This is a genomic window from Phenylobacterium sp. (assembly GCF_030654915.1).
Taxonomy (GTDB): domain Bacteria; phylum Pseudomonadota; class Alphaproteobacteria; order Caulobacterales; family Caulobacteraceae; genus Phenylobacterium.
In genome coordinates this window covers 1-11,632 of record NZ_JAURWM010000322.1, presented here as the reverse complement: position 1 = coordinate 11,632, position 11,632 = coordinate 1, and the positions used below count along the sequence as shown (strand labels likewise).

At 64.4% G+C, this 11,632-nt stretch carries 10 protein-coding genes and 1 rRNA gene; 4 read left to right on the top strand and 7 right to left on the bottom strand.

Annotation, left to right across the window (positions count from 1 at the left end; translation table 11 throughout):
• Positions 1–223: ribosomal RNA gene (locus tag Q7T84_RS16955) — 16S ribosomal RNA — on the bottom strand; the annotation flags it as partial.
• An 875-nt stretch (positions 224–1,098) separates the two neighbouring features.
• On the opposite strand from Q7T84_RS16955, the gene Q7T84_RS16950 reads away from it, so the two are divergent.
• A complete protein-coding gene (locus Q7T84_RS16950; RefSeq protein WP_304811173.1) occupies positions 1,099–1,530 on the top strand; it encodes an Rrf2 family transcriptional regulator in 432 nt (143 codons plus the stop codon).
• On the opposite strand, the gene Q7T84_RS16945 is transcribed toward Q7T84_RS16950, so the two are convergent.
• Positions 1,527–1,955: a CBS domain-containing protein gene (locus Q7T84_RS16945; RefSeq protein ID WP_304811171.1), complete on the bottom strand. Its 429-nt coding sequence runs from the start codon at positions 1,953–1,955 to the stop codon at positions 1,527–1,529. The two genes, Q7T84_RS16950 and Q7T84_RS16945, sit on opposite strands and share 4 nt — an antisense overlap.
• Before the next feature lie 74 nt (positions 1,956–2,029).
• On the bottom strand, positions 2,030–2,665 hold the full coding sequence (locus Q7T84_RS16940) for a rhomboid family intramembrane serine protease (RefSeq protein ID WP_304811169.1): 636 nt from the start codon (positions 2,663–2,665) through the stop codon (positions 2,030–2,032).
• A 290-nt stretch (positions 2,666–2,955) separates the two neighbouring features.
• On the opposite strand from Q7T84_RS16940, the gene Q7T84_RS16935 reads away from it, so the two are divergent.
• Entirely contained in the window at positions 2,956–5,835 is a 2,880-nt protein-coding gene (locus Q7T84_RS16935; RefSeq protein ID WP_304811167.1) for a pitrilysin family protein, read from the top strand.
• Between the two features lie 220 nt (positions 5,836–6,055).
• On the opposite strand, the gene Q7T84_RS16930 is transcribed toward Q7T84_RS16935, so the two are convergent.
• Positions 6,056–7,624 (bottom strand): GNAT family N-acetyltransferase, encoded by a 1,569-nt coding sequence (locus Q7T84_RS16930; protein ID WP_304811165.1) that lies wholly within the window; start codon positions 7,622–7,624, stop codon positions 6,056–6,058.
• A 320-nt stretch (positions 7,625–7,944) separates the two neighbouring features.
• On the opposite strand from Q7T84_RS16930, the gene Q7T84_RS16925 reads away from it, so the two are divergent.
• Together Q7T84_RS16925 and Q7T84_RS16920 are read left to right on the top strand one after the other, a co-directional pair.
• A complete protein-coding gene (locus Q7T84_RS16925; protein ID WP_304811163.1) occupies positions 7,945–8,697 on the top strand; it encodes a hypothetical protein in 753 nt (250 codons plus the stop codon).
• A gap of 106 nt (positions 8,698–8,803) precedes the next feature.
• The gene (locus tag Q7T84_RS16920; protein WP_304811161.1) at positions 8,804–9,349 is read left to right on the top strand and encodes a PAS domain-containing protein; all 546 of its coding nucleotides are present in this window, start codon (positions 8,804–8,806) and stop codon (positions 9,347–9,349) included.
• On the opposite strand, the gene Q7T84_RS16915 is transcribed toward Q7T84_RS16920, so the two are convergent.
• The 3 genes from Q7T84_RS16915 to Q7T84_RS16905 all read right to left on the bottom strand — a co-directional run.
• Positions 9,346–9,939 (bottom strand): TetR/AcrR family transcriptional regulator, encoded by a 594-nt coding sequence (locus tag Q7T84_RS16915; RefSeq protein WP_304811159.1) that lies wholly within the window; start codon positions 9,937–9,939, stop codon positions 9,346–9,348. The genes Q7T84_RS16920 and Q7T84_RS16915 overlap by 4 nt on opposite strands.
• A 35-nt stretch (positions 9,940–9,974) precedes the next feature.
• Positions 9,975–10,922 (bottom strand): aldo/keto reductase, encoded by a 948-nt coding sequence (locus tag Q7T84_RS16910; RefSeq protein WP_304811157.1) that lies wholly within the window; start codon positions 10,920–10,922, stop codon positions 9,975–9,977.
• 27 nt (positions 10,923–10,949) lie between these two features.
• Positions 10,950–11,632, bottom strand: a 683-nt coding sequence (locus Q7T84_RS16905; protein ID WP_304811156.1) for a GMC oxidoreductase, incomplete at its 5' end; no start/stop codon positions are given.

Below are 11,632 nucleotides of genomic sequence, written 5' to 3'. Positions count from 1 at the left end.
CCAACTACCTAATCCAACGCGGGCCGCTCCAATGGCGATAAATCTTTCCCCCGAAGGGCACATACGGTATTAGCTGAAGTTTCCCTCAGTTGTTCCGTACCAAAGGGCACGTTCCCACGCGTTACTCACCCGTCCGCCGCTGCCCCCGAAGGGACCGCTCGACTTGCATGTATTAGGCCTGCCGCCAGCGTTCGCTCTGAGCCAGGATCAAACTCTCAGGTTGAGATGACTCTGACAACAATGTTGCTAGTTCCGGGAAGGAACCAACTGGCATTGTTCTACATAGTTCTTGACGAGTTCCCATTTACCTCGCGATCCGAAGATCGTCCGGTACATGGTATTGTCTTCAAGAGACCGCAGATTTGGTCAGCGTCGAGACAGTCTGGTTAAGACTATCCGCGAGAGCGCCGCCGCCTGCGTTTCTCTTTCCAATTCAACGATGTCAAAGATCCCGATCGGCTCTCGCCAACCCCACTGTTTAGCGCCGGTGGTCGGCGGAGGCGGCTATCTAGTTGGCCGTCTCTTTCGTGTCAACCGATCCTTTCGGATCTTTTCGCGCCGCCCAAGTCACCCTGGAATTTAGCGCAAAACTCTCTCTGGGCCGCCGAGGGGCTTCCCTCAAAAGTCCGTAGCGAGTCAGTTGAAGGTCCGGAACCTATCCAGCTGAGTTGAGAAAAGCAAGAAACTTTTGAAGAAGTTTCCCAAGTCCTCAACCGCCGGAGGCGGCCCCGAAGGAGCGGCGTATCTAGTCGCCGACCCCCTTCATGTCAACCGCGCCGTGAGGCTTTTCGAACCAATCCGGAAACCTCCGAACCCATCCAAACAACCATCCCAGGTCTGCGCTAGGGACACCGCCCCAAGGCTCACCAAAACAGCCCGATCAACACACCCCGTCACAAACCTTTCCGAAACAAAATCAACAGCTTGTCCGCCGCCAACCCTGTCTCCGTCCGGCCCGTTTCCGAGCGAGGGCGGCTTCTAACCGGAGGCTTTTGAGTCCGCAAGCCCAGATGACGAGATCACGACAAAAGAGCCTCCTGGCTTGTGGAAAAGCCTGCGCCATCCTTAAAGGGACAGGCTTAGGAGGCTCCCAAGAGAATGTTGTCGCAAAAGGCTCGCTACGCGCTACGCGCTCTTGTCGAACTCGCCAGGGCGCAGGGCGCCCAGGTCACGTCTGGTGAATTGGCGAGTCGCGCCGACGCACCGCGCAAGTTTCTCGAAGCCATTCTGCTGGAGCTGGCCCGCAACAAGGTCGTGGTCAGCCGCCGCGGCAAGTTCGGCGGCTATACTCTCGCCCGCGATCCCGCGCAGATCAGCTTCGCCGAGGTGATCCGCATTATAGATGGGCCGCTCGCACTCGCCCCCTGCGTCAGCCGCCTCTCCTTCCGGAAATGCGACGACTGCCCGGATCTGGCGACCTGTTCATTGCGCGAGGCCCTGCTGCGCGCCCGCGATGCGACGTCAGAAGTACTTGAGGGCTATAGCCTCGCCGAGGCCGCCACGGGCAAGGGAGCGGAAGTCTTCTCCTAACCGGCGGCGATATAGGCTTTCAGGCCGTGGGCCTCGGTTTCGACCTCGTCGATCTTCCACTTCACCAGGTCGCCGATCGACACGATGCCGATCAGGCGTTCGTTCTGGCAGACCGGAAGATGCCGGATCCGGCGATCGGTCATGCGACCCAGCAGGGAATCGATCGTCTCGGTCGGCTCGGCGAAGACCACGTCGTGGGTCATGCAAGATGAGACCGGCTTGGTCAGGGCCGCGGCGCCTTCCTCGGCGAACACACGAACCATGTCGCGCTCGGACACCATCCCGACCACGCGGTCGCCGTCCATCACGACCATCGCGCCCACCTTGCGGGAGTAGAGCAAGGCGCAGATCGCGCCCACCGTCTCGGCGGGCGAGGCCGTGAACACCAGGTCGCCCTTGGTCTTAAGGATCTGAGACACCAACATAAGCGCGTACTCCCTATTCCCGGGAAGACAGCGTCGCTCAGTATGCCTTGGAAATCAACGTTCTCACAAAGGTGTCAGGCGACCCGTGCGCGGATCGCCCAGCCAAACGGCCCGATCAAGACCAGGCCCGCCACGTAGCCGAAAATGTGCGCTTCCCAGGCGACACCCGCATTGCCAAGGCCCGGCGCGAAGCCCGCGAGCGCGAGCAGCAGGTTCACCGCGATCCAGCCGATGCTCATGCTGACGACGATCGGGCTCATATATTTGCCGGGAACGCCCTCCCCGGCCATCAGCCGCGCCGCGGCGCCGACCAAGCCGGCGACCGCGCCCGAGGCGCCGACCATGAACGCGGTTCCCCCCGGATTGGCGAGCCCATAGCCCAGGCTCGCGAGCCCGCCGCACGCCAGATAGAAGATCAGGAAGATCAGCGCGCCCTTGACGCTGGCCCCGAAGTAACGCGCCACCGGCGTGCCGAAGGCCAGCGCCCCGCCCGCGTTCATCATGGCGTGGGCCCAGCTGCCATGCAGGAATATGGCGGTGAACAGGGTGGTCCAGCGGCCGGCCTCAAGCGCGGCCGAGGAAAAGGCGAAGTTCCGAAACACCCAGTCCTGCGGAAAAAGCGTCTGGAAGAAGTAGCCGACGATGATGACCAGGGTGGCTGTGACCGAGGGCCACGGCGCATTGAAGATAGGCTGGCGCTCTTCGTTCAAAACCGGCTCTCCGCGGACGCACATATAGAGACCCCAGCTTCGCTCGCCTGGCCGAGGCTCGGCGAGGCTGCAAGGTCCTCATCACTAGATACACACAAGTTCGGGCTCACCGCCCCCTTGGCGTGCGCCCGACCTAGTCTTTTCCACCCGCGGTCCGCAACAGGTCATGGCCGCGGCCTGGCGGCTTGCTCAAGAGAGCCACAATCCCCGCCCCTATCGCGCCTTGCGAAGGCCACGCTGGCCAGCGCATGGTGCCGGGCTCACTAAGATCGCGGATATCGTAACGCTCAATGACACGTCTGTTCGGCGCAGCCTCCGCGCTCGTCATCGCCCTGGCCCTTCCAACGGGCGCATCGAGCTTCCCTCTGCCGAAGTTCGGATCGGCGAAGGAGGCTCCGGCAACCGCTCCGGTCCAGCTGAAGGTTGGCGAGTGGGCCCAGGCGCGCTCGGATGTGGCGGCCGATCCGGACATCCGCTTCGGCGCCCTGCCCAACGGCATGCGCTATGCGATCCGCAAGCAGCAGGTCCCGCCCGGCCAAGCCGCGGTCCGCCTGCGCTTCGACGCCGGCTCGCTGATGGAGACAGACGCCCAGCAGGGCCTCGCCCACTTCCTTGAGCACATGGCCTTCAACGGTTCCAAGGCCGTGCCGGAAGGCGAGATGATCAAGATCCTCGAGCGCCTGGGCCTGGCCTTCGGGGCCGACACCAACGCCTCGACCAATTTCGACGAGACGATCTACAAGCTCGACCTGCCCCGCACCAATGACGAGACGGTCGATGCGGCCCTGATGCTGATGCGTGAAACCGCCGGCAACCTGACCCTCGACCAAGGCGCCGTTGATCGCGAGCGCGGCGTGGTGCTGTCGGAGGACCGGGCCCGCGACACTCCCTCGTATCGCATCTACAAACAGCGCCTGGAGTTCTTCCTGAAGGGCCAGCGTCCTCCGACCCGCTACCCGATCGGGAAGGTCGAGGTGCTGCAGACCGCCCCGGCCAAGCAACTCGCCGACTACTACACCCAATATTACCGTCCCGAGCGCGCGGTCCTGGTTGTCACAGGCGACTTCGACCTCAACGCGATGGAAGCCAAGATCAAGGCCAAGTTCTCCGACTGGACGCCGGTCGGCCCGGCCGGCGCCGATCCCGACCTTGGACCGGTCCAACCACGCAAGACCGAAGCCAAGCTCGTCATTGAGCCGGGCGCGCCGCTGTCGATGCAGTTCGCATGGCTGCGCAATCCCGACACCGCGCCCGACACGGCCGCCAAGCGCAAGAAGGACTTGATCGAGCAGCTCGGCTTCTCGGTGATGAACCGCCGCCTCCAGACCCTGGCCCGCGGCGCCCAGCCCCCCTTCCTGGGCGCCGGCGTCTTCGAGAGCAATGAGTACGACGCCGCCGAGATGACCATGGTCATCGTCAACGCCGAACCTGGCCGCTGGCGGGAAGCCCTCTCCGCCGCCGAGCAGGAACAACGCCGCGCCGTCCAGTTTGGCGTCCGTCAGGACGAACTCGACCGCGAGATCGCCGAGTACCGCGCCACGCTCAAGGCGCGGGCCGCCGGCGCCGCCACCCGCACGCCAAGCCAATTGGCCGGCGAGATCATCGGATCGCTCGGTGAGCACGAGGTGGTGACCAATCCGAGCCAGGATCTCGCCCTCTTCGAAGCGACGGTGAAGGACCTGAAGGCCGAACAGGTTTCGGCGGCGCTGAAAGCCGCTTTCAAAGGCGATGGTCCCTTACTCTTCATGGCCTCGCCGGTCGCGATCGATGGCGGCGAGACCACGCTGCTGTCGGCGCTGGAAGCCTCGCGCAAGGTCGCGGTGTCCGAACCGACCGCCTCTGTGGAGGTGGCCTGGCCCTACGGGAGCTTCGGGACGCCCGGAAATGTCGTCGAAACCAAGGACGCTGTCGATCTCGACACCACCTTCATCCGCTTCGAAAACGGCGTGCGCCTCACGGTGAAGCCAACCCGGTTCAAGGATGACGAGGTTCTGGTGCGTGTGAACGTCGGCGGCGGCCGGCTGGACCTGCCCAAGACCGAGCAGAGCCTGAGCTGGGCCTCGGGCGCCTACATCGAGGGCGGCCTCAAGCAGATCAACGCCGAGGACATGGAGCGCGTGCTGGCCAGCAAGGTCTATGGCGCGCAGTTCGGCATCACCGACGACGCCTTCGTGTTCTCCGGCTCCACCCGGCCCGAAGATCTCGACGTCCAGATGCAGGTCCTGACCGCCTATGTCGCCGAGCCCGGCTGGCGGCCCGAGCCGTTCAAGCGCCTGCAGGGCGCCGGCAAGACCATTCACGACCAATATGAGGCGACTGATTCCGGCGTGGTCTCGCGCGATCTGGCCTCCCTCCTCCATCCGAACGATCAGCGCTGGGTCTTCCCCAGCCGTGACCAGATCGCCGACGCGAAGCTGGATGACTTCAAGTCCATCGTCGCACCCGCCCTGACCTCAGGTCCTATCGAGATCGTCATTGTCGGCGACACCACGGTGGAAAAGGCGACCCAGGCGGTGGCCCGCACCTTTGGCGCGCTCCCGGCTCGACCTGCGCAGCCGGCCACCACCGGCCAGCGCGACATCAACTTCCCCGCGGGCGCCGACAAGCCAGTGGTCCTCACCCACAAAGGTCGCGGCGACCAGTCGATCGGCTATCTCGCCTGGCGGACCACCGACTTCTTCTCCAATCCGCAGCGCGCCAGAGACACCGCCGTCATGGGCGAGGTGCTGGAACTGCGCCTCATCGAGGAACTGCGCGAAAGCCAGGGCGCGACCTACTCGCCCAACGTCGCCTACAATCACAGCTTCGTCTGGCCCAACTGGGGCTACGTCTCGGCCAGCGTCGAAATCCCGCCGGAGAAATTGCCAGCCTTCTTCGACGACGTGAAGAAGATCGCCGCCGACCTCCGCACCAAGGAGATCAGCGCCGATGAACTGGCGCGCGCCAAGAAGCCGCGCGTCGACCAGATCGAGAAGGCCCGGGAAACCAACAGCTATTGGCTGTCGGAACTGGCCGGCGCTCAAGCCGATCCGCGCCGTCTCGAAGCCACCCGCGCCATCATTTCGGGCACCGAACGGGTCACCGCCGCCGATGTCCAGCGCGCCGCCCAGGCCGTGCTGAAGGACGAGAACATGTGGAAGCTCGAGGTTCGCCCCGCCAGCAAAAAATAGTGTCGCACCCCGCGACGCGCGACAAACCGTCGTCTGGCCGCGCTTGGGCCCCGATGGCTCTATCCGCCCAGCGAATCCGCGGCTTTGTCGCGGGACTGGACCGGCAGTTGGGGGTGATCGCCCGTGTTAGCGACCCCGTCGCAGTCGCCCTCACGCAGGCAGTTGTGAGGGCGTGAAAATGTGACTGTGACGGGGCGCGCCCGTCACATCCACCGACGCCTCAGGGCTTGGTCTTCGACCCGAGAGACGGCGACGCCTGGCGGGCGGCCAATTGCTGGAGCACATGGCTCGGATCGATCATCGCCTCCCTTGGCGGATGCTTGACCGGCCAAGCCCCCAGCGCAGCCGGGGCCGGCCTTGGCGGGGCGTTGAGTTCCAGGATCAGCTTGGTCGCCGCCTCGTTGCCCGGCTGCAGCTTCAGAACCTCGCGACACGCTTCACGCGCCGGACCTATCTCCCCAAGCGCCTGCAGAGATCGCGCCAGCCAGAGCCAGGCGTTCTCGCCTCGTGGGGCGACCTCGACCGACCGGGTGAACCACGTCTTCGCCTCGGCATGATCGCCCCGCTTGGCCAGGAAACGGCCGAACCTGTAGAGCGCCAGCCCATTGTCGGGCGCGAGTTCCAGGATTTGGCGATAGCTGCGCTCGGCGCGCGCCACCTCGCCCTCGCGCTCCAGATCCAACGCCGACTCGAGCATGACCGGCAGGCCCCGCGGATCGAGTTCGCCGCCCAGGTTACGCCCAGTCTTGGTCGCCACGCTGAGCGCCCTCAACCGGCGCGCATTGGGCGCGAACAGGTATTTGTAAGGCTCATCGCCCTTCAGGAAGTCGTAGGTGGTGAAACCGTGCGTGATTGCATGCCGGATGGTGAAGGCTTGCAGCAGGTAGCCGGCCGGCATCTCGCCGTAGGTCTCGTCTCGGCCGGTAATAAAGAACAGCAGCGCCTTCTTGGCGGGATCCACCAGGATCGCCAGCGCCGCGACGGGCCGGTCTGCGTGCCAGAACACAGGAAGCATCAGCGTCCCGTTCCGCGCGCAACGCATCAGCATCACGAAATTGCGCCCGAGGATCGATTCCGTGCGCTCACCTTTGCGGGGCTCCCACTTGATCCGCCAAAAATGGAGCAACATTCGCAGGTCCCGCTCGAAGGTCTCAGGCGTGGCCAGGGTGATGCGGTAGTCGTCGGAGGCTTCGACCTTGCGAAGCAGTCGGCGAATTTTCTGCCGATTATTGGCGCTCAAGGTCTCCAGGTAGCTATCCCAATCGCCCGGCAGATCGATGGAGAGACACAGGCTATTGTCCACGCCGTGGCGCTTGTCGAAATAGTCGATGTCGGTCTGGTTGAAGCGGACCTTATCGAACGGCCCCAGGAACAGCCGGCGCCTCTGCTCGGACATCAGCAGATTGTCCATGGTGAAGCGAGCCCAGCTCAGCCTGCGCTTCAGATACTCGGCGAACGCCGGAACGACTTCGGCTTCGAACTCGGGCTGCGTCAGGATCCCCGTGTAGTCCGAGAAGCCATCGCCGGCGAAATGGAGTTGATTGAAGAAGCCCAGCTTCTCGTCGAACTTCGTCCGCATCCGCATGGGCAAGAAGGCGGCGTACTCAGCGTCGCTCTCGTGGCGCTTGGCGGCCAGCACGAACCAAACGGTCTTATGGCAGGTCAGCCAATCGGAAAGCCATTGCCAGGAGAGGAAGAACTGCGCCTCGGGATCCGCCGCATAGACAGCGTCCCAGTCGCCGCGCACGGCGGCGAACTCGCGAAAATCGTCGATGACACGAATGTACATACGACACCCCGTAACTTCTCAAGCTACAGCGTCTTCATAGCTACAGCATTCACGAGGCCCGGATCAAGCCCGCCAAAATTTTCGATAACCCAAGACTCTAATACAAGCGGCGCCATACAGTATCCCTCGCGGATGATATGTGGCCGCAGGCCATCAACACCGCCACAACGAAGCCGATACGCACCTAAACTCTACGTTGATCCCAAACCACGCCAGCAAGGGCCGTGGCCACGCCCCGGCTGGGCGGGCCGAAGACCAAGGTTGTGAATTCTCCCGCTTAGCCGAAGATGCACGATAAGGTTGCTGGAGGGGTCATCCGCATGCTGCCGCTCGACCACCTACCGTTTCCCACCGGGGATCTCGAGGCCCTCACCCGGGCGTTCCGCGCACTGGGCTTCGTCGTGTCTCCGCGTGGCGATTACACCTCGCCAGAATCGCCGGACGCCAGTTGGACCAGCCACGGGGTGTTCCTGCGCAAGGGCTGGCTGGACCTGCTGCACAACCCACAGGCGCCGGCCGACGCTCCCGTCGGGCCAAGGGCTGGACTGTTCCTGACCGATGACCTCGGCGCCGCGGCGAGTTGCCTCTCAGGCTTTCGCACCCACCCGGCCTATCGGCTTGAGCGCCGCTGGAAGAGTGACCTTGGCCTGCCGCCCGAGACCTTCGCCCTGTTCGATATCCGCGAGCGCATCAGCCCTCTCGGCCTAGCCATCATCCAACACCACTATCCTTGCCATGACACCTTGGCCGACTGGTTCGACCATCCTAACTCCGCCGAGGAAATCGCTGGCCTGATCTTCGGCTCGGCTGAGCCCGGCCCTATGTCTAGCCAGGCCGCATGCCATCTCGACATCTCCGGCTTCCGCTATTGGGACGACGCCAAGTTCAAGGCCGCCTTCGGTCTTTGCACCCCGCAAGTCGCGGTGCGCGTGCGCGTGAACTCCTTGACCAAGGTCAGGGCTACGCTCGATGTCGCGGGCATCGCCTTTGTCGAAACCTCGGACGGTCTTCACATCACGCCGCCCCGCCCGCTGGCCTGCGGGTTCCAGTTCTTCCAGGGCTTGCCGCACTGAGCGTTCTAACAAGCGGCGCCGTCTCGATCTGATACGGCGCGGCGCTGGCGCCGATCTTGTTACGCATCCCTGGCGGCCACGCCCGGCCGCATCAGGAGGTGTCGAAATGGTTCATTCGAACACTCAGAGAATGATCGACTACTGGCGCAGCCAAGGCGGCTTCGGCGGCCTGCCTGTGCGCTCGGCGATCAATCCGGCCGACTTCCCCACCCTGATGACCCAGACCTTCATGCTCGGCCGCGTCTCGTCCGGGTTCTATCCGATCCGCCTGGCGGGTGGCTTGGTCGCCGACCTGCACAAGCGCGACCTGCGCGGCCAGAACATGCTCGATCTGGTCGGAGAGCGCGACCGCTTCAACCTGCACACCGCGTTGGAAACGGCCCGTCGCCGACCCGAGCCGATGGTCGTCGAAATGGAAGGCCGCACCGATGGGGCGTCCCTGATGCTGGAAGTGCTGTTCGCCCCGATCGCCGGCGCGCCGGGTTCGCCCGAGCGGTTCCTTGGCCTCTATCAGCCGCTGTCGCTGGTGACCAAGCTGCGAGACATGCCGATCCGCCAACTCGCAGTGCGTTCCGTTCAGGGCGTTGGCCCCGCGAACGAAGAAACCCATCGCCTGAAACTGGCCACCCTCGACGGCCGCCGGGTCGCCTAGAGCGCCTCCTCGGCGTCGTCGAGGATCCGCGCCACCGCCTCTTCGGCTCGCGCACGAGCGTTCGGAGACCGGAACAGCTTGACGTGCTGTTGGTAGGCTAGGCTGACCCCCACCAGTTCAAACACCATCTGGCGGCAATAGTCCGGCGGCGCCTTGCCGGCCTTCGGCATATCGCCAGCCACCCGCGCCAGGGTGTCATGCCAATCGTTTTGCGAGGCGACCAGACGATCACGCAATGCGCCCGGCCGGTCGTCATATTCCTGGCTGGAGACCGCGAAGAGGCACCCGCCGGCCTCGGTCTCACCGTCGATCCAGCCCAGCCAACGACCGATGATCGCTTCCATTCGCGGCCGACCGCGCGGCAAGGCCAGGCTCGGCTCGACGACGCGAGCCTGGAAACGGGCGATCGCCTCGTTCAAGACCGCGAGTTGCAACGCCTCTTTTGACTTAAAGTGCGCGAACAGGCCGCTTTTCGAAAGCTCGAGGCTCTCGGCCAGCGGCCCCAGCGACAGCCCTTCCAACCCGACCGCGACAGCCTGGTCCAGGGCCCGGTCGACGATGGCTTCACGCGTGGCGGCGCCTTTTTTCATGACGCTGATATAGCACGAACGGTCGTTTTTTCAACCTAGGGGGCCGAGGCCTTGTCCAGCAACGCCAAGTCCTCGGCGTCGAGCTTCATCCGCGCAGAGCCCATCAGTTCGTCGAGTTGCTCAAGGCTAGTCGCCGAGGCGATTGGCCCGGTGAGGCCAGGCTGGGCCATCACCCAGGCCAGGGCGACCTGCGCCTGGCTCGCGCTCTTGGCCCCCGACACTTGATCGAGGGCGGCGAGGATCCGCATTCCCCGTTCGTCCATCATCCGCTTCACGCCCCGGCCACGCGGGCTTTTCGAGAGATCGGCCTCCGTGCGGTACTTCCCGGTCAGGAATCCCGAAGCGAGACTCGAGAACGGGATCACCCCCACCTCATTGTCGATGCAGGTCTGCTGCAGCGCGCCTTCGAACCCCTCGCGGGCATAGAGATTGTAGAGTGGCTGTTCGCTGTTGTAGCGGGCGTAGCCACCCGCCTCGCTGACCTCCAGCGCCGCCTTCAGCCGCTCAGCGCTGAAGTTCGACGAGCCGATCACCCGCACCTTGCCGGCCTTGACCAGCCGGTCGAACGCCTCGGCTGTTTCCTCCAGCGGGGTGTCGGGGTCGTCGCGGTGTGATTGGTAGAGGTCGATGCGGTCGGTTTGCAGGCGTGTGAGCGAGGCCTCGACGGCCTCAACCATATAGGCGGCCGACAGGCCCTTCTTGCCCTCGCCCACCTCCATGCCGAGCTTGGTGGCCAGCACCACCTTGTCGCGCTTGCCCGACTGCTTGAACCAGGCGCCGAGCACCGTTTCCGAGGCCCCCGCCCCGGCCGGCGTCCAGGCTGCATAGACGTCGGCGGTGTCGATGGCGTTGAAGCCGCCATCGACAAAGGCGTCGAGGATGGCGAACGAGGTCTTCTCGTCCGCCGTCCATCCGAACACGTTTCCGCCCAGCACCAGGGGCGCGATCTTCAGCTCCGACTTTCCAAGCCTGCGCAGTTCCATCGCTCTCTCCTGGTTTTCCGTGACGCTCTAGGCGGCCTTTTGGCCATCTTCAAATACAGGCACGTCCTCAGCCGGCAAGGCAGCGCGGCCCAACAGCATATCGGCGGCCTTCTCTGCGATCATGATGGTCGGCGCATTGGTGTTGCCGCCCACCAGGGTCGGCATGACCGAGGCGTCGATAACCCGCAGGCCCTCGATGCCACGCACCTTCAGTTCGCCGTCGACCACCGCCATTTCGTCGGAGGCCGCGCCCATCTTGCAGGTGCCGACCGGGTGATAGATCGTCTCGGCGTGCTTGCGGATCCAGGCGTCGATCTGCTCGTCGGTCTCGACGTCCTTGCCGGGGAACAGTTCCTGGCTGCGATAGGGATCAAGCGCGGCCTGCGAGGCGACATGGCGCATCATCCTAACCCCCTCGCGCATGGCGCGCCGGTCCTCGTCGGTCGCCAGATAGTTGGCGAAGATCGCCGGATCGGCGAACGGATCGGCCGAGCTCAGGCCCACCCGGCCACGGCTCTCGGGGCGAAGCTGGCAGACGTGGAATGTGAAGCCGTCCTTCTCCACCACCGTGTTGCCGTGGTTCTGCATCACCGCCAGCACCGTGTGGATCTGCAGGTCAGGCCGGTCGAGGTCGGGCCGCGAGCGCAGGAAGGCCCCGCTCTCCAGGAACTGCGACCGTCCCAGGCCCTTCTTGAACAGCATGTACGACA

Bases quoted from the DNA above. Each gene is read 5' to 3' on its own strand.
- Q7T84_RS16950 (WP_304811173.1), top strand. From the start codon at position 1,099: ATGTTGTCGCAAAAGGCTCGCTACGCGCTACGCGCTCTTGTCGAACTC.
- Q7T84_RS16945 (WP_304811171.1), bottom strand. From the start codon at position 1,955: ATGTTGGTGTCTCAGATCCTTAAGACCAAGGGCGACCTGGTGTTCACG.
- Q7T84_RS16920 (WP_304811161.1), top strand. From the start codon at position 8,804: ATGGTTCATTCGAACACTCAGAGAATGATCGACTACTGGCGCAGCCAA.
- Q7T84_RS16910 (WP_304811157.1), bottom strand. From the start codon at position 10,922: ATGGAACTGCGCAGGCTTGGAAAGTCGGAGCTGAAGATCGCGCCCCTG.
- Q7T84_RS16930 (WP_304811165.1), bottom strand. From the start codon at position 7,624: ATGTACATTCGTGTCATCGACGATTTTCGCGAGTTCGCCGCCGTGCGC.
- Q7T84_RS16915 (WP_304811159.1), bottom strand. From the start codon at position 9,939: ATGAAAAAAGGCGCCGCCACGCGTGAAGCCATCGTCGACCGGGCCCTG.
- Q7T84_RS16925 (WP_304811163.1), top strand. From the start codon at position 7,945: ATGCTGCCGCTCGACCACCTACCGTTTCCCACCGGGGATCTCGAGGCC.
- Q7T84_RS16935 (WP_304811167.1), top strand. From the start codon at position 2,956: ATGACACGTCTGTTCGGCGCAGCCTCCGCGCTCGTCATCGCCCTGGCC.